Origin of the sequence: Sinorhizobium chiapasense (genome assembly GCF_036488675.1) — a bacterium.
GTDB lineage: Bacteria > Pseudomonadota > Alphaproteobacteria > Rhizobiales > Rhizobiaceae > Sinorhizobium > Sinorhizobium chiapasense.
The window spans coordinates 182,477-199,818 of the sequence record NZ_CP133150.1; the positions used below are offsets into that span (position 1 = coordinate 182,477).

13 protein-coding genes and 7 pseudogenes are annotated in these 17,342 nt (G+C 57.5%); 10 read left to right on the plus strand and 10 right to left on the minus strand.

Annotated features, from left to right (window positions below):
- The first annotated feature begins 35 nt into the window (after positions 1–35).
- Both RB548_RS22330 and RB548_RS22335 read left to right on the plus strand, forming a co-directional pair.
- Complete coding sequence (locus RB548_RS22330) at positions 36–1,445, plus strand: aldehyde dehydrogenase family protein (protein ID WP_331375244.1); 1,410 nt, start codon at positions 36–38, stop codon at positions 1,443–1,445.
- Between the two features lie 104 nt (positions 1,446–1,549).
- Positions 1,550–2,851, plus strand: a complete 1,302-nt coding sequence (locus tag RB548_RS22335) for an aspartate ammonia-lyase (protein ID WP_331375245.1) — start codon at positions 1,550–1,552, stop codon at positions 2,849–2,851.
- 343 nt (positions 2,852–3,194) lie between these two features.
- Here RB548_RS22335 and RB548_RS32205 read toward each other — a convergent pair whose 3' ends face one another.
- The 3 genes and pseudogenes from RB548_RS32205 to RB548_RS22345 form a co-directional block, all read right to left on the minus strand.
- The gene (locus RB548_RS32205; RefSeq protein ID WP_408642438.1) at positions 3,195–3,338 is read right to left on the minus strand and encodes an aldehyde dehydrogenase family protein; all 144 of its coding nucleotides are present in this window, start codon (positions 3,336–3,338) and stop codon (positions 3,195–3,197) included.
- 90 nt (positions 3,339–3,428) lie between these two features.
- Positions 3,429–3,724 (minus strand): annotated as a pseudogene (locus tag RB548_RS32210) (aldehyde dehydrogenase family protein); the annotation flags it as partial.
- Positions 3,725–3,804: 80 nt separating this feature from the next.
- A complete protein-coding gene (locus RB548_RS22345) occupies positions 3,805–4,221 on the minus strand; it encodes an Lrp/AsnC family transcriptional regulator (RefSeq protein ID WP_331375246.1) in 417 nt (138 codons plus the stop codon).
- Positions 4,222–4,365: 144 nt separating this feature from the next.
- On the opposite strand from RB548_RS22345, the gene RB548_RS22350 reads away from it, so the two are divergent.
- From RB548_RS22350 to glnQ, 4 genes are all read left to right on the plus strand, one after another.
- The gene (locus tag RB548_RS22350) at positions 4,366–5,712 is read left to right on the plus strand and encodes an ArgE/DapE family deacylase (RefSeq protein ID WP_331375431.1); all 1,347 of its coding nucleotides are present in this window, start codon (positions 4,366–4,368) and stop codon (positions 5,710–5,712) included.
- Positions 5,713–5,899: 187 nt separating this feature from the next.
- Entirely contained in the window at positions 5,900–6,631 is a 732-nt protein-coding gene (glnH, locus tag RB548_RS22355; RefSeq protein ID WP_331375247.1) for a glutamine ABC transporter substrate-binding protein GlnH, read from the plus strand.
- 90 nt (positions 6,632–6,721) lie between these two features.
- Positions 6,722–7,378: a glutamine ABC transporter permease GlnP gene (glnP, locus tag RB548_RS22360; protein ID WP_331375248.1), complete on the plus strand. Its 657-nt coding sequence runs from the start codon at positions 6,722–6,724 to the stop codon at positions 7,376–7,378.
- The gene (glnQ, locus tag RB548_RS22365) at positions 7,375–8,103 is read left to right on the plus strand and encodes a glutamine ABC transporter ATP-binding protein GlnQ (RefSeq protein ID WP_331375249.1); all 729 of its coding nucleotides are present in this window, start codon (positions 7,375–7,377) and stop codon (positions 8,101–8,103) included. The genes glnP and glnQ overlap by 4 nt, the downstream gene beginning before the upstream one ends.
- A gap of 233 nt (positions 8,104–8,336) precedes the next feature.
- On the opposite strand, the pseudogene RB548_RS22370 reads toward glnQ, so the two are convergent.
- Positions 8,337–8,549: pseudogene (locus RB548_RS22370) on the minus strand (transposase); the annotation flags it as partial.
- 44 nt (positions 8,550–8,593) lie between these two features.
- Between RB548_RS22370 and RB548_RS22375 the strand changes: the two are divergent.
- Positions 8,594–8,725: pseudogene (locus tag RB548_RS22375) on the plus strand (transposase); the annotation flags it as partial.
- Between the two features lie 203 nt (positions 8,726–8,928).
- Here the strand turns inward: RB548_RS22375 and RB548_RS32215 are convergent.
- The 4 genes from RB548_RS32215 to RB548_RS22395 all read right to left on the minus strand — a co-directional run bounded on the left by RB548_RS32215 (position 8,929) and on the right by RB548_RS22395 (position 13,195).
- Positions 8,929–9,063: a hypothetical protein gene (locus RB548_RS32215; RefSeq protein ID WP_408642434.1), complete on the minus strand. Its 135-nt coding sequence runs from the start codon at positions 9,061–9,063 to the stop codon at positions 8,929–8,931.
- Between the two features lie 617 nt (positions 9,064–9,680).
- A complete protein-coding gene (locus RB548_RS22385; protein WP_331375432.1) occupies positions 9,681–10,658 on the minus strand; it encodes a LysR family transcriptional regulator in 978 nt (325 codons plus the stop codon).
- A 473-nt stretch (positions 10,659–11,131) separates the two neighbouring features.
- Positions 11,132–12,175, minus strand: coding sequence for a helix-turn-helix transcriptional regulator (locus RB548_RS22390; RefSeq protein WP_331375250.1), 1,044 nt, complete (start codon positions 12,173–12,175; stop codon positions 11,132–11,134).
- Positions 12,176–12,604: 429 nt separating this feature from the next.
- On the minus strand, positions 12,605–13,195 hold the full coding sequence (locus RB548_RS22395; RefSeq protein ID WP_331375251.1) for a NodA family N-acyltransferase: 591 nt from the start codon (positions 13,193–13,195) through the stop codon (positions 12,605–12,607).
- A 734-nt stretch (positions 13,196–13,929) separates the two neighbouring features.
- Between RB548_RS22395 and RB548_RS22400 the strand changes: the two are divergent.
- Positions 13,930–14,441: pseudogene (locus RB548_RS22400) on the plus strand (MaoC family dehydratase).
- Between the two features lie 516 nt (positions 14,442–14,957).
- Positions 14,958–15,124, plus strand: a pseudogene (locus RB548_RS22405) (transposase); the annotation flags it as partial.
- Positions 15,125–15,671: 547 nt separating this feature from the next.
- Here RB548_RS22405 and RB548_RS22410 read toward each other — a convergent pair.
- Together RB548_RS22410 and RB548_RS22415 are read right to left on the minus strand one after the other, a co-directional pair.
- Entirely contained in the window at positions 15,672–15,962 is a 291-nt protein-coding gene (locus RB548_RS22410; protein ID WP_331375252.1) for a hypothetical protein, read from the minus strand.
- 193 nt (positions 15,963–16,155) lie between these two features.
- Positions 16,156–16,577 (minus strand): annotated as a pseudogene (locus RB548_RS22415) (IS110 family transposase); the annotation flags it as partial.
- A gap of 476 nt (positions 16,578–17,053) precedes the next feature.
- On the opposite strand from RB548_RS22415, the pseudogene RB548_RS32220 reads away from it, so the two are divergent.
- Positions 17,054–17,315 (plus strand): annotated as a pseudogene (locus RB548_RS32220) (transposase); the annotation flags it as partial.
- Positions 17,316–17,342: the final 27 nt, after the last annotated feature.

A 17,342-nucleotide genomic window follows, 5' to 3' on the forward strand; every position in this document is an offset into this window, starting at 1 on the left:
CGCATGGAGGCGTATCAAGGAATTGAGAGCCGGCCATGACCGCTGCGAAACTTCATGTCACGACAAGCCTGGCGTCGATTACCGTCCAAAGTCCTTTCGACGGATCCGTTGTGGGAACGGTCGAGGCGACGGACGCAAGTGAAGTCGACACTCTACTCGCACGTGCCCGGCGCGGCGCCGAGCTGTCGCGCGGGCTTGCAAGGCATCAGCGCGCCAGCATTCTCGAAGGGGCTGCCCAGATCATTGAAGGCAACCGCGATCGGTTTGCCGAAACCATCGTCCGCGAAGCCGGAAAAACGATCGTCCAGGCCCGCAAGGAGGTTCTCCGCTGCGTCAACACTCTGAAGCTGTCGGCAGAAGAGGCCAAGCGCAACGCCGGCGAAATCGTACCCTTCGACGCCTATGCCGGATCGGAGCAGCGGCAGGGTTGGTTCAGCCGTGAGCCGCTTGGTATCATAACCGCCATCACACCCTACAACGACCCGCTGAACCTCGTCGCTCACAAGCTCGGTCCGGCAATCGCCGGCGGTAATGCCGTGCTGCTGAAGCCGTCGGAGCTGACGCCGCTTTCGGCGATCAACCTTGTTGACGCGCTTCGCGAGGCGGGCTTGCCCGACGAGGTCATTACAGTGGCGGTAGGTGGAACCGATCTGGGCAGGGCCTTGGTCGCTGCGCGCGAGGTACGTATGGTGTCGTTCACCGGCGGCTTTGCCACTGGCGAAGCCATCAGCCGCACGGCGGGCTTGAAGAAGCTGGCGATGGAACTTGGCGGCAATGCGCCCGTCATCGTCATGGGCGATTGCGACTTCGACAAGGCTGTCGAGGCTTGCCTTTCCGGGGCCTTCTGGGCTGCAGGGCAGAACTGCATCGGTGCCCAGCGTGTACTCGTGCAGGCCGAAATCTATGATCGCTTTCGCGATGCGTTCATCACAGCGACGGAGAAGCTGAAGGCGGGAGATCCGTTGCGCGAGGATACTGATGTGGGCCCAATGATCGCGAAACAAGCAGCCGAACGCACCGAAGCGGCAGTCAATGACGCGATCGCGGCCGGGGCAAAGCTGCTCTGCGGTCACAAGCGCGAAGGGTCGCTTTATCATCCGACGGTGCTCGAAGGCACGCCGACGACCTGCCGCCTGTGGCACGAGGAAGTGTTTGCCCCTGTAGTCATGCTTGCTCCGTTTGAGACGCTCGATGAAGCGATCGAACTGGCGAATGAACCCGAATACAGCCTGCACGCCGGTATCTTCACCAACAACCTGTCTGTCGCGCTGGGAGCCGCAAGCAGAATCGAGGCTGGCGGGGTGATGGTCAACGATTCCTCGGACTACCGCTTTGACGCCATGCCCTTCGGCGGGTCCAAATATGGCAGCATGGGCCGGGAGGGCGTTCGCTTTGCCTACGAGGAAATGACCCAGCCGAAGGTCGTTTGCATCAATCGCGGGTGAGCGATTGCGAACTGGTCTTTTCTATCAACCTGCAGCTCGCGATAGACCGCACGGGTTCTGAACTGACCCGGTGGACGGCGAGTGCAACCTCCGTCGAGGATAGGATGTCTAGCGACAGTCGTATTGAATATGATCCCTTGGGTGCCGTAAGCGTGCCATTGGACCGATATTTCGGGGCACAGACAGCGAGAGCGATCGAGAATTTTCCGATCTCAGGGATTGCGATCAGAAGCTTGCCGTTCGTCATTCAAGCGTTGGCCCACGTCAAGATGGCTGCCGCGCAGGCCAATTTCGACGAAGGCTTGCTGTCAGAAGCAAAGCGCGACGCGATACTCCAGGCCTGCCACGAGGTGCTTGCCGGTAAATACGACGAGGAGTTCCTCGTCGATGTGTTTCAGGGCGGAGCCGGCACCTCGACAAACATGAACATGAATGAAGTGCTCGCCAATCGCGCGAGCGAGATCCTGGGCAGCGCACGAGGGCAGGGACGGCTCGTTCACCCTAATGACGACGTCAATAGGTCTCAGTCAACGAATGATGCCTATGCCACGGCCGTTCGCCTGTCGATGATCCCGGCGAGCCGCGCGCTGCGGGATGCGCTTGCCGTTCTTGCATCGGCTCTGAATGACAAGGCGGAAGAATTTGGCGGTATCAGAAAGCTTGGTCGGACACAGTTGCAGGACGCCGTCCCGATGACGCTTGGTCAGGAATTTGCGGCATTCGCAACAACGCTTCTGGAAGACTGCGACCGCCTGAACGAAACCGAGCGCTTGTTTCTGGAAGTCAATCTTGGCGGGACGGCCATCGGAACCGGCGTCGCGGCCTCCTCCTCCTATCCCGCCCGCGCGCTCGGGCATCTTGCCAAAAATACCGGCCTTCCGGTCGTCGGTTGCAAGGATCTGCTGGAGGCGAGCTGGGATATGGGAGCCTTCATGCTCCATATGGGGCTTCTGAAGCGTACCGCAGCCAAGCTGTCCAAGATCGCGAACGACTTCCGGCTACTGTCGAGCGGTCCGCGCGGCGGGATCGGCGAAATCATCCTGCCGGCCCTGCAGCCCGGTTCATCGTTGATGCCGGGTAAGATCAATCCCGTTGCCGCCGAAGCGCTGAACCAAGTCTGCTTCTACGTCTATGGCATGGACACGACCGTCGGTATCGCCGCCGAGGCCGGACAGCTGCAGCTCAACGCCATGGAGCCCGTCATCGTATTCAGCATCCACAACGCCATGAGCCTTCTCCGCAACGCGGTGCTGAGCTTCGCCCGCACGTGTGTTGAAGGTGTCCAAGCCAATGCCGCAAGATGCGAAGCGCACCTCACGAGCAGTACTGCCTTTGCGACGGAACTCGTCGCAACGATCGGCTACGAAGCAGCGGCCGAGCTCGTCAAGGAGAAGCTGGCCGGCTAAATACCACAAGCTCGTCGCGCAAAGTAATCAAGCGGAAGGCTATGGTCGGCAGACACAAGGTCGAGGACCTATTCGCCCAACCGGAGGTTGGAGGCGCATTGCGGCACGCCTTCAACGATGTGTCGACAGGTCTTGTTCATGCAGCTTCCGTCATCTCGGCAGCCATCGACGACTCCTGGCTCGTAGATCACGTCAGTGAACCGAAAGCGCCAATGTTTGACGAAACATTTGTATCGATCGCGCCGATACACCTTCGACGTCCTTGACCACACGCAGAATGACCGCCGATTCCACTCATGCCATTTGGCGCATGACACCGCGGTCCCCACACGGGTACAGCAGACTAAAGACCACCCATGCAGAGATATTTCATCTCAAGATAGTCCTCGAGCCCGTGGCGTGATCCCTCACGTCCGATGCCCGATTGCTTCACACCGCCAAACGGCGCTGCCTCGGATGACATTCGTCCGGTGTTGATACCGACCATGCCATATTCGAGGGCTTCGGCCACTCGCCAGACCCGCTTGAAAAACTCATCGTGCACAGTGGAATGGACGTAAAGCCGGTTTGCCGAAACGCACGTCTGGCCGGCATTGCGGAACTTTGCCTGGATCGCGCCTTCCACGGCCGCGTCCACATCCGCGTCATCGAAGACGATGAAGGGCGCATTGCCGCCGAGCTCGAAACTCACCTTCTTGATCTGGTCGGAGCATTGCCGCATAAGAGCCGTCCTACCTCCGTCGAGCCGGTGAAGCTGATCTTGCGGACCTTGGAATTACTGCAGAGTTCGCGTCCGACCCCATCGCCTTCCGACGCATAGACTAGGTTGAGAACGCCGTCCGGGAAGCCGGCCAGTCGGGCGAGCGCGGACATGGCGCCGGCAACGAGCGGGGTTTGCTCGGCGGGTTTCTTTCTTATTGGTTATCGCAATCAGGTATTCGTTTCAAAACGCGTCAAACGGAACCAAGCAATATGCTCGTCTCGGTAGTCGCTACTCCATCGATGCTCCGGACTTCGCGTAATACCCGGTCAAAATCCGCCAGCGTTTCAGCGCGGAGTTCTGCTACATAATCCCATACACCATTTGTTGTGTAGAGAGCGACGACCTCCGGCAATCCATTCAGCGCCTTTATGATGGCTGCAGGCTTTGTGCCCGAAGTCTTGATGTTCATCATCGCACGCAAAACATTCGCGTCGATTTCCTCGCGTGTGCGGACCGTAAACCCCCGGATGGCATTCGAGCTAATGAGCTTGTCCAACCTCTTTTGAATGGTGCCTCTCGACACGTCGAGCTTGGCCGCCAGGATCGCTACTGGCATCCGCCCATCCAGCCGAAGCTGCGCGATAAGCTTCCTATCCAAATCATCCATTTCGAGCCTCATGTAGCAATGTGCGCATCATGATATAGCAAACTGATTAAAAAAAGAAGCTTTTAGCTAGCATATGTGCGCTTTACGGTCAGCAAACCGCAAGGCTATTCTTGCCTTCAACGGAATGGAGGGGTCTTGGTGACAATGCAGGCAAACGCGGTTTCGCTTACCGGTATGGACGGCTCCTCTCCCGCGCAGGCGTTGGGCTCAGCTCGAGTGCATAAAATACTGCAGGCCGTGGAAGAGGGTTTCGAACGCCAAGTGGCCTTCCTTACGGAAATTGTCCAATCGCCCTCTCTTCGGGGAAACGAGGCGGGCGTGCAGAAGATCGTTGCAGATGCATTGTCCGAACGTGGCTACAAGGTTGACCGGTTCGCTATTGATGAAAGGCTCATTGGTGTGGATCCGGCGTTCTCGCCGATGAATACCCAGCTTAGGGATACGGGTATTGTTATTGGCATGCGCGAGGCGGAGCGGAGAGGCGGCAGGTCGCTGGCCCTGAACGCCCATGTCGACGTCGTGCCAACCGGTCCCGAGCAGCGTTGGAAGTATCCGCCATATTCGGCCAAGCGTGAAGGCGACTGGCTCTATGGTCGCGGTGCCGGTGATATGAAGGCTGGGCTCTGTGCCAATCTGTTTGCGTTGGACGCACTGCAGGCAGCCGGCCTCAAGCTTAAAGGCCAGGTGCAAATCCAGTCCGTGATAGAAGAGGAAGTGACCGGCAACGGTGCCGCAATGGTGCTGGCCGCAGGCTACAAGGCCGATGCAGTTCTAATCTCTGAACCCACGGATGAAAAGCTGGTTGCGGCCAATACCGGCGTGATGAAATTCGCGATCACGGTACAGGGCGTGCCAGCGCATCCCTTCGAGGTTGCGCGGGGTAGAAGCGCGATCGATGTAGCTTATCGGACAATAAAACAGCTTCGTGTTCTGGAAAGCCGATGGAGAAGCCAGCATTCGGCAGCAGGCGAGCTGTTCGATGCCGTCGACAATCCGATCGCATTGACCATCGGCACGATCTCGGGGGGCGAATGGCTTGCATCAGTGCCCAGCGAATGCCGCTTCGAAGGCCGAATTGGTTTTTATCCTCATGAAGATGTCTCGGTGCGCGCGAAGGAGTTCGAGGAATTCGTCGAGGACGCGTTTCAAACAGATACATTTCTCACTGGATGTCCGCGTCCCGAGATCGAATGGGTAGGTGTCAAGCAAGCTGGATTCGTACTGGAGCCAGGTTCGCAGGCCGAAAGCTGCCTTGCGATGGCCCACCGCACGGCTAATGGCGAGGGCCGGTCGCTCGAAAGGTTCGTGATGCCCTGCTATCTCGATGCTTCCGTTTTCGCCCGACATGGCGGCATGACCAGTCTTGTCTACGGACCCGTTGCCGAGGCCATCCATGCCGTGGATGAGCGTGTCAGCCTGGCATCCCTCAAGCACGTAACCAAGACGATCGCCTTGTTTACAGCGGCCTGGTGCGGCGTTGAGGACGCCTGATATCTGATGAACTAGGCTGTCCCTGACGGCTGTTTGGTCAGATCCACCCGACATTCCTGATTATCGAACTCAGCCGCAATGCACTTGCGGCGAGGAGGGCTGTTTTGTCAGCGCTCCTCTTATACCGGGCACTCTGGAGGGCGTGCTCACGTCACAACCCAACCTGACCTGAATGGGAGGATTTGAAATGAAGGGCTTCATTACTGCGCTATGCACCGGCGCGTTCGTTTCGTTGATGTCGTTGTCGGTTCCGGCGTTTGCCGAGGATTTAACCGTCGCCACGGTCGCCGACTTCGTACCGTTCGAATTCAAGGACGGCGACAAATATACTGGCTTCGATATCGAGCTTTGGGATGCCATCGCAAAGGATATCGGGATTACATACAAGCTGCAGCCGATGGACTTCAACGGGATCCTGCCTGCGCTTCAGACAAAGCAGGTCGATGTCGGGATTGCTGGCATCACCATCACCAAGGAACGGGGAAAGGTCATTGATTTTTCTGACGGCTATTACACCAGCGATCTGACGTTCATGGTGCCGGCCGATAGCAAGGTCACCAGCCCGGCCGGCCTGGAAGGAAAGGTTCTTGCCGTCAAGACGGGAACGACCAGCGAGGCCTATGCCAAGAAAAACCTTCCGAAGACGGAGCTTCGGCAGTTCCCGAATGGTGACAACATGTTCTTGGAAGTCGTGACCGGCAGGGCCGACGCCGCACTCCATGACAAGCCGAACATTCTCTACTTCATCAAGACCAATGGCCAGGGCAAGGTCAAAGCCATCGGCGATGCGAAGCAGTCCGAGGAATATGGGATCACCTTCCCCAAGGGTAGTGAACTTCGCGACAAGGTGAATGTTTCGCTCGCCAAGCTGAAGGCCAACGGAACCTACGACGCAATCTACAAGAAGTGGTTCAACTGAAGGCGAGCGGCTGTAGAGGCCACTCAATTTTCTGGAGGAAGGAAGATGTCATGCGGAGCAGGCTCCGCATGACACTTCATAGGGGGAGAAATGGAACTTGATTGGTCTGTCGTAGCGACAGCGTTGCCAGAGCTTCTGGCGGGTGCACGGATTACCATCGTCATCGCACTCATCGGCCTTTTCGGCGGATCAGCTGTCGGTGCCTTGGCGGGCCTCTGCCGCGTCTATGGCGGTGTCATATTGAACGCGATCGCATTCGTATATGTCGAGGTGATCCGTGGCACGCCCATGTTGGTGCAGGTGATGTTCATCTATTTTGCCTTGCCGCTGCTGGTCGACATCCGGATTGATCCTTTCCTTGCTGCGGTCATCGCCGTAGTCATCAATTCGGGTGCTTACATTGCCGAGATTTTCAGGAGCGCCCTGCTTTCGATCAACAAGGGACTGACGGAGGCCGGGTTAGCGCTGGGCATGCCGGGTTGGAAGGTTCTCACGAATGTTGTCGGCCCGTTGGCCTTACGGCGTGTCCTAGCACCGCTCGGGAACCAGTTCATCGTCAGCATCAAAGACACGTCACTCTTTATCGTGATCGGTGTGGCCGAGCTTACGAGGGCGGGCCAGGAAATCATGGCGACCAATTTCCGAGCGGTCGAAATCTGGAGCGCCGTGGCGGTCCTCTACCTCATCATGACCGGTGTGCTGTCATTTCTGTTGCGGGTCACGGAAAAAAGGATGCGCGTGCTATGAGTATCGTCCAGTTTAAGAATGTGACCAAGGAGTTCGGCAGCATAAAGGTGCTGACCAATGTGGATCTCGAAATCCACAAGGGTGAAGTCGTGGTTCTCATTGGCCCCTCAGGATCAGGAAAATCAACCCTCCTGAGGTGCATAAACTCCTTGGAGAGAATCAATGGCGGCGACCTCATCGTTGATGGGATCAGCGTCCATGACGGCAAGAACAAGGTACGGTTGATCAGACAGGAAGCCGGAATGGTGTTCCAGCAATTCAATCTTTTTCCACAATTGACGGCGCTGCAGAATGTTGCCTGCGGTCCCCGGTGGGTAAGACGTTTACAGAGGCGCGAAGCTGAAGAACTTGCCCGCGACCTGTTGAAAAAGGTTGGTCTTCTTGAGAGGGCAGATCATTATCCGGCAGAGTTGTCGGGTGGACAACAACAGCGCGTGGCCATAGCGCGTGCACTGGCCGTCAGGCCGAAGATCATGCTGTTTGATGAACCGACGTCAGCTCTTGATCCGGAACTTCGCCACGAAGTCCTTCGCGTGATGCAGTCACTGGCGGAGGAAGGCATGACGATGGTTGTCGTAACCCATGAAATCGGATTCGCACGAAAAGTTGGCACCCGACTGATTTTTATGGAGGGTGGCAAAATCTCCGTTGATGGAGACCCGAAGGTGCTGCTGGATAATCCGGAGAACCCGCGGCTCAAGGACTTCCTACAACATGTCCATTAAGCGACATCCGTTTATCGATGATCGCCGTTACTATAGGTCCTTGCTCATGACTTCTCACCAAGCTCTGATGGCAAGGCTTTCAGAAATATAGTTCCACATTGAGGCTGCGCCACAACAAATGGTTATTCATACTGAGGCATTGAACCTGAGTAAAAAATGTTCTGTTTATGTAAACGCTTGACCCCGTGGAGGATCTAATCCAAGTGTAACAATGACGAGTGGAGGGTAGGGGATTACCCGCAATCTCGCAAATGCGCCATGAATACCTCGGCGGGTGTGCGATAGCCGAGGCACTTCCTGGGCAGGGAATTGAGATGATGGGCAAGGGCGACCAGCTGCTGCTGGCTGACGGCGGATAGGTCGGTATCGCTCGGCACAAAGCGGCGGATGCGCTTACTGGTGTTCTCGACCGCACATTCCTGCCACGGTGAATTTGGATCGCAGAACATGGGGTTCTCTGATCGCGGAGCTGATTGCAAGTTCTCTTTTGACTTGTCATGTCGCCATCTCCAACAATCGCCTCGTCGACATCGAGGATGGCGCGGTGCGCTTCCGCTGGAAGGATTATCGGCACGGCGATCGGCAAAAGCTCATGACCGTCGCGGCCGATGAATTCATCCGTCCGGCTTGACCGAGGCGCCGCCCCAGAACAGTCCTCTCCTTCGCTTGCCGCAAGCGCATCCAAGTCGAGAACGATCTCCCAAACCCGGCTCTGTCGTCATATGGGCGGCGAGCGTCGTTCTACGCCACAAGCCTTTCGGATTTCCGGCAGTTCGCCAAAAGTTGTAAAGGTACCGTCCGCGGCGACTGATCAGGGGGATCTTGTCAGCGCCGGTCGAAAATCGCTGCGAGCGTGTCGCGGTCGAATGCGAACTGCGGTCCCCTGAAACGGGCCAATGTTCCCGCCGATTGCTCTCCGGCCCAGGCAAGAGCTTCTTCGCCATCGATGTCTTCAAGCAAGAGATAAGGATCGTCATCGGGGGCATCCAGCGTCTGGCAAGAATCGACACAATCACCTCAGAACCCTCATAATCGTATAGCAGCCCGTCGTTCGAAGAGCCGCGAATTTGGTCATCTGCGGATGTTACCTTCCTCATTCCTTCCAACTTCGGACAAAGACTCAAGAATTGTGCCAACTGACATTCTTTCCAATGGGATCACGGCGTAAAGTGTGATGCATCAGCAACTGGGCGAACCTTACCGTGTCGTCGACAAACCCGACAGGGTGGTGCTTCTCGATCGTGTTAAAGCGCCTGCCGGCGTTTGCTGAGAAAAGGACACGCTAAAAATGGCGTCCATGATCGCGGGAGCCTGAGCACCCTCGCATGGTGCTTGCCCATGTATATCGCGCCCGCTCCTGCGAATCATGCCGGTCAGACGATGCCGGATCACGGCCGCGAGCTCGCCGCAGCTTTCGAGCCTCGCTGGCGAGTACGGCAGATACCCCTTCAGGATCGAGGCTGCAGCCAAAGCTGCGTGGGGAACGGACAAGCGTATCGGCAGCATTGACGCGCTTTGCCAGCAAGCGGTGCCATGTCGCCCATTTTTACAGTCCCAACTCCGATGAAGTTCGCGGATCAAAGATGAGCCGGACAATACTCGTGCTGGTCCGGATTGATGAGGGGTTCGGACGTGGCAAGCGGGGACACCAGCCGGGACGCCTCCTCTACGAGCATCTCACGCATCCAGAGGCTTGCCGGATCACTATTATGAAGCGCAGGCCATTGAACGGCCTTGGTGAACGGCAGGTGCTGTGGCAGCGGAAGCTCAACGATCTGCAGCGGTATTGTTTTTGCCAAATGCTGCGCCAGCCGTAAAGGCATGGTCCCTATACGCTCGGTGCCGAACAGCATCGGCGGAATCATACTGTAGCTGTGTACGACGACGTCGATTCGTCGCTTGCGACTGTGCTCGAGCAAATAGCGTTCCTCGATGCCTAGCCTCAGGGTTTCGCCGAACCCGACGACAACGTGCCCCATCGACATGTACCTCTCGAATGTAAGTGGCTGTAATAGCTGCTTGTTCGAGCGACAGCCGACACACACGTGGACATCGTCGAACAATTTCGTTCGAGGATGAGCGTCCGACATGAAGATTTCCGGCAGAATTATAAGATCGACGTCGCCGCGCCGGAGAAGGTCCTCATTGTCGTCGGTGGGGGGCCGAAATTCGAAGCTGACGCCGGGAGCTTCACGTGTCGCACGCTCCACGACCCTTTCAAAAAACACGAGGGTGACGTAATCGGAAAGGATGATCCTGAAGCGACGATCTGATTGCGCCGGATTGAATGCCTTCCAGGAAATGATCGAGAGCTGAACGTGCAGCAGAGCCTCCCGCACCGCGGCCGCGAGCCCTTCCGCACGCGGCGTAGGAATGAATTCGCGGCCACTCATTGTAAACAGATCATCGCGGAAATAGGTGCGCAACCGGGCGACCGCCGCGCTCATCGCCGGTTGACTGAGGTGGATGCTGCGTGCCGCCGCCGTGAGGTTACGCTCGGTCATCAGGGCGTCGAGCGCGACGAGGAGATTTAGATCAAGGCCTTTAAAACGCATGTCTCTCCCATAGCGTGGATGTATGCCGCATTCCTCATTAGTAATATAAATGGGAGTTTTCACAGCACAGAGACCGGGTACGGAAACTTTCATGCGCGAATTGCATATTGAACATGAATCTGGACATTGCGGTGTCGGATTGCTGACATGCGGTGTTCGGGCAAGGGGGAGCGATCTAGCCTCACGTCGCACCGTTTTTCGGAACGGGCGGCCTTTCCCTCATCCCATGCCGGTTGCTCGACCTGTTCGGTCGAGAGCCTTGCCGGTCGACGACACCGCGGGTGGCCAACGAGAAGGCGTGACCTCCCCTGCGGCGAGGTTCATCCGTGAAGCGGAGGACAAATTGTCGACTACATGAGCACCCGAATGTGACGGATGCTGGCGAGGAGAAAGTCGGCGGCACAATTCGATCATCCGACGGCGCAGACGCCTATCTCCGGGCATGGCGCGTCTCCCATCCGCGCAAACCCATCCTACTTGCCGTGTGCCTTCGTCACTTGCCCGGAGGAACTACGAGAAAGTGATCCGCAGACGCGTCTCCTCGTTTCAGACGGATTTTCTCCATAGTGTGCCTTATAGACTGCGGAGAACCTACCGAACTGAAAGAACCCCCATTTCAGGCAGATTTCTTTCAAGAGCATACGGTTCTCTGGATCGAGCAGGTCCTCCCGCGCTGCGCGTAGTCGCAGCATCTGCAGATAGGCTGCAGGCGTTGTGTCCTTGAAAGCACGGAATCCCGCTTCGAGTGCTCTGGTGGAAACACCCGCTGCGTCTGCCACCATTGGCATTGTAATTGGCCTGCTGATATTGGCGCACATGAACTCGATCCCGCGGCGCACATGTCCGGGAGCAATCATGCATGGCTTCTTATTCAAGAGATGCGACAACCGATGAGGCACCATCCTTATTACCACGTCGGCGAGTGCCTGCGTAATATGGGCCATCGCTACGGGGGACTGAAGGAGGGGGCCATTATCGCGGATGCCTTCGATTATCGCTTCCGTGACATTGCCGATTGTCCTGCCGACCGGCATTGACAGATCCACTTCGGGCAACAGGTCGAGCGAGCCATTAAACGGCACATCGAAAGTTTCGCCAATTGTTCGTTGAATCAACGACCAATTAAGCACCAGCTCGTCTATCAGATTGGATTGCCCGTGCATTGAGATGCTGTCAGGCTCGAAATTCCTGTAAAGAAGCAATTTCCCTGGTTCGGCCTCGGCCATACGCGAACCGTACCCGACCCCCATGCCACCTCTGCGCGGCACTACGATCGACAGGTGCTCTGTTGCATCGGAACACCATTGAGCGCGGAACTGAAACCCTGTCTGATGGTAACCAGTAATCAATACTGCGTTCTCAGAGGCCGAAAGATCGATGCCCCAGTGGAAGTCTTGAGCACGGCCGACGAGCTCGGCATCGAATGTGCCGAAAACCCCTCCGAGGCTTTCGATCATGCTATCGAACGTTGAGCCACGATATCGAAAAACGGCATCACCGGCGCTATTTTCCATCATGCTTTCTCCAGGTTCAATATTGCTGCTTTTGTCGTTCCTGCTGGTTCAACGGCCAAGGACCTGACGAGAGATGTGCATGCATTCCAATTGCGGCGCGATAGTGCCGGATGTCCGCCCCGAGCCTTGTTGCCGCTGAGGACTTGCTTGACAGGAGTTCCTTGCAGCCGACAAAATCGTCTCCTAGATGCTTTGAAGCGCGGCTCGGACTTTCCGCCGATTTCGCACCGAGCGATCGGTCATCAGGGCGTCGAACGCGACGAGGAGATTTAGGTCAAGAAAGGTCACTGCCAGAACTCCAACGGACGCCCGGCAGATCCGCCGACCGGGGCACGCGCCGCCGGTCCCGCCGGCCACCGGCTTTGGACTGCGGGCGAGATCGCGTGAGCTCGCCAATGAGCGTCGGCACTTGGGACAAGCAGTCAAGGCGGCTCATAGCTCTGGTCCGTTCCGGTCGATCATCTTGGCGGCGGGCCAGTCGGAGAGCGGCCGACTAACAGGCAGGACGATGACAAGTGGATCCTCGACGCGCGTCGGCGGCAGGTCGACACGCGCGTGTGGCAGCGTGGATCGTACGCTGATCCCAGACATGACAGTCACCAGGCCGTGTCGGCCGAACCGCTCAATGTGTTTCCGCAGCTGGTTGCGAACGGTACCGAAAGCGAATGGAACTTGAAACTCCTGCAGTGTTGGAAGCATGACATGGATCGAATGGGCGATTCCGAGCCCTTCGAGATCCGGACGCACTCCATACAAGCCGAGTTCAGCCACGAGCAGGTCGACTCCGTCAACCTTGATGAAACGGCGCAGCAAGCCCATGTGAGCCGCTACACCGCTGGAATCGTAGGCGATGGCACGAAGCTCGGGTCTTGCCCCTGCCCAGCTTTGACTGCCTTCGAACGGCTTCGCATTAAAGGCCCCTGTCGGTCCATAGGTCCTTCGAAAGAAGTCCGTGAGTTCGACATGGTCGGAGAGTTGCAACTCGTTTTCCCAACACAATTTCCACTGCACGTTAGAGCGCATGCAAAGACCTTTTTTGCTGTTGAATGGAGTTCGGAGGTGTCGACCTTACGCCCAAGTTTATTGCTCGCATCGTCAAGGCGCGGTCGGTTCACCGTGCAGGCGCCACTGGTTTAACAGGCCCTCATGATCGCCGAGGATCTGGCGGATCAGAACCTGCATTAACCCGCAGGAATAGCTGGCGACCGATCTCACGGAGCTGCTGGGCTTGTTCGTTTCCGGGAGGCTGCGAAGTCCAGCATGAAAGGATCCTGTTCCGACGTTTAGGACAGCCTGTGGCCCTTGGACTTGCGACGACCGCAAGCGCATCAAAGCCGCCACGCGCTTTTTAGCGCATTCTAAATTGGGCGTATTTCGATGACCTGCCAATCTATGTAGAATATCTGCCAGTCCGCTGTTCAGGCATGGCCAGGCACGCGACGAACGAATGGCGGGCGTCCGCCGCCCCAAGCATATCAAACGAATGTCGGCAAGACAGCGTGATCCAGACCAGTGTGGACCCTAGGGTCACTGGTCCGGGATCACCATGTCAGCACCATTAAAGTCGGCTGAGGCAGGTCCATGCGACTCCTGTCGTGATCAACCACAGCGCGGCGCCCAACCGGCGCAGTCCCCACAATCGTGACCGTGTCAATCGGCTGACTGCGCGGAGTAACTTGCTGCAGTCGTACCGCGCCTCTTTCAGAGCCTGGCCCAACAACTACAGTTCGGCTGCGAGGCCCTCATCAGGATGACTACTGCCGCAAGAAATCGCGCTGTCCGATGTCAAGGACCTGATCGGCAAGGAGATCGGCGTCTCCGACCGGATCACCGTGACACAAGAGACCAATGACAACTTTGCCGCGGCGACGGGAGACTTCCAGTTCATTCACACCGACCCGGTGCGCGCAGCCGCGGAGACACCGTTCGGCGGCACGATCGCGCATGGGTTCCCCTCTCTCTCTCTCTCTCTCTCTCTCTCTCTCTCTCTCTCTCTCTCTCTCTCGCTGCTCTCGGCGATGAATTACAATTGCCTGCCCAAGATCCGCGAGCTGACGATGGGGATAAATTACGGCTTCGACAAAGTTCGCTTCATGGCGCCGGTCAAGAGCGGCGCACGCGTGCGCGGCCGCTTCACCATGGCCGACGCCCGCTTCTGTGCCGCCAGTATGCTGATGATCACCTATCACGCGACAGTGGAGATCGAGGGGGAAGAAAGCCCGCGCTGAGCGCAACTTGGCATCCAATTCGACGCGAAGCTGATGTCTGAGCAGACCGGCGGGCGACTTTCGCCGGCACGAGCAGGCGCACTATTCCGGCCGCCACACAATAGAGGTCGGCGTGCCCGTGACCCGGCAGCGTTTCCCAGTATCCTCATCCGCCTTCACTTTGGAGGGTAGGCGAGCCTCCCCCTTCGGCCTAGGCCAGCAATTCTACATGCTCGCTTTGCATAAGATCGGTGGTAAGGCCTTCGGCAGTGGCAGTGCAATTTCGCTCTTGAAAGCAGCCAGCAAGCGCGCGTTCGGCAATGCAGGCGTCGAAAAGTTCCTGGCTCGCAAAGTGGTCATCACGAGACGGCATGGATTGGATCGTGCAGGCCTGCCTTGCAATTGTCGTACTTATCATGAGTATGTTGCTGCAGCATGACCGGTTTGCCCTGCCCCTGTAGAGGTCAGAACAAGAACTGCTCGAAATCGTACGGGGCCTTTATCAGCGAACGACAGCAACAACCTTGCTATCTGATGGCTGCGATGCGATTCTCGGGCATGATCCGAGGGAGATGAGAATGTCGGAAACGATGCTTGCAGCGCTTACCCACATTCGGACCGCGGAAGATATGATTGTGGTCTTGCGCGATGAGGAGCAGTGTCGGAGGTTGTTGGAAAGCATGGTGTGGCCGGCTGAAGAGTTTGCCCTGCCTGTGGTTACAAACGCTCGATTGCGATAGCTGGTTCCAGTTCACGGTGACGACCCACCACCCCTGCATTCCAGGTGATCTCCGAAACGACGTTTTGATGTATGAAAGAATTTCCCAGTTCCAAAGGGCGCTGCAGTTGTATCGAGTCCCGTCTCTGCCAATTGAGATACACCAGTTTTATGCCGCTGAGCCACGCCCAGATCGTCGTGCACGACCAGGCAGGATTTCACTGGCTTCGGAGGCAAATTCGCCCATGCGGGGGTGGGACCGGGTCTTGAGTGAAACGGCCATTCATGCCGTACGGGTACCAGGGAACCACATAACGATGATGAGTGTCCTCGAAAACCGCAGAGTTCTGGCACGATCTTTAGCAGCGGCCTTAAACACCTCAATGACAACACCTAGACGAGAAGGCTCATGAGTTTAGCCCAGAGCAGGTCGAGTCGGCTGACACAGGTGGCGACGGGGAGAGGCGGTTCAGGGGAATAGTATGCGATCCGCCGCGTCCTCGATCGCCATGCCCGCTCCCTGGGCCATGCTTGGCGAGCAGGCGTGGCAGCATCACCGATCAGGACATAGCGATCAGCTACCCATCGTCTTGCAGGAACTTCCTGCAAGCGGACCTCGGAAGCCGCTGAACAGCTTCATGACTTTCACGGAGCCGTCGCTGAACTTGTCCGAGCGGCAGTCGGCATACATGTATGTTTCCGTTTCGATGTCGATCTGGCGAGCTGCGCTCGGACCGAACACTGCGGCCCGCAGCGGCGAGTTTACACCCGCCGCGCCGACGACGAGATCATATTCTTGTTCTTGTCTATTGGAGAAGCGGACCATGCGCTTGTCACCGCGCGAGCTCGTCGTGACCGCTTCCAAGCCATAGCTTCTCCGCGTCGGGAGATATGGCCATCATAGTCTACCTCGCCTGATTGATAGCGCCGCGTGGTCAACCCCAGCCAGGTGCAGATTCCGACGATTTACCGGACAGTGTTCCGATCAAAAGCCGGACGCGTCCCTGTTTCGTTTCGGAATCACTGGCCGGTAGCGTTGGAATGCGCAGCCAGGCGCCTACCGAGCGCGATCGCTTGAAGTTCGCAGGATCCTCGACGGCAGTTAGGTAGGCCGTGGCTGTGATCGCTCGTGAGCGTCGATCGCTCCAATGCCGGGGATCGACATCAACAACTGACATTGCTGGTTTCTACGCGCTTCGGCGAGGAGCCGTCGTCCCAATCCTGCCGACTGGAGGCGCAAATTACGCCACGCTTCAAGTAGCGGCAGAATTATCTGCGGAAGGTCGACATTATCGGCCAAGAGGGAGCGAACGTGCACCTCAAATTTGCCACCCATACTGCACGGAACGATAAGACCAAACGTCTTCATCAATCCGCGAATCTGATTTGCCACGTCCAGTGTCGTGCGCATGAGTTTCGTTCGAGCCGCGACCAATGTCCAAGAAAGCATGCTGTCGGAGCCCTTTACCCGGACTTCGCGAAGAAGCCGACCTCCCGTCGATCAAGCTCGGGCAGTTCCCGTCCGCAACTCCCTCATGAGCGATCGAACCATCTCGCTGGGGCCGTCATTGTCGTTGCGGACGATGGAGGCGAGGCCACGCCGCAGTTGCCACGTGTAGCCTCGAACCAAGGCGGGCGCACAGCCGGCATCGACGGGATGACTGTGGTGCGCTTCGGAATGGGATCGGTGAGCACCGCTTCCTCGTAGGGCTACAGGCGGAACTGCGCTCCGGCGCATATCGGCCCAGTCCTGCGCGGCCCAAGCTCATCCCCAAGTCTCGATAAACCAGGGCAATTCCGGTCCCTGGGCATTCCCACGATCAGGGATCGCGTCGTCCAAGGCGCGGTCAAGACAGCATCGCAATCTATGACCGGCGAATACGGGAAATCTTCCGCGCCATTGAGCAGTGCCAACGGCTTGGAAAGATCGAAGGCATCGGCCAGCCTTGATCGACTGCCATGGGCGATAGAACCTGCTTCAAAAACGGCCGTCAGTACGCGGCCTGGCTTGGCCTGGTGCCGAAGCAGCGATCCAGTGGAGGGCGAGCCCGCTTGTTCGGCATCAGCAAACGCGGCGATCGCTATCTGCGTACACTGATGATTCATGGCTCTCACGCGCCGCTTTAAGTCGGGCTGGCGACAAGCAGGATCCGCGAGGCCTCTGGCTCGGCAAGATGCGGCAACGGCGGCATCCCACAACGTCGCGGCCGTTGCGCTTTGGGTCCATATACGTTCCACATATGAG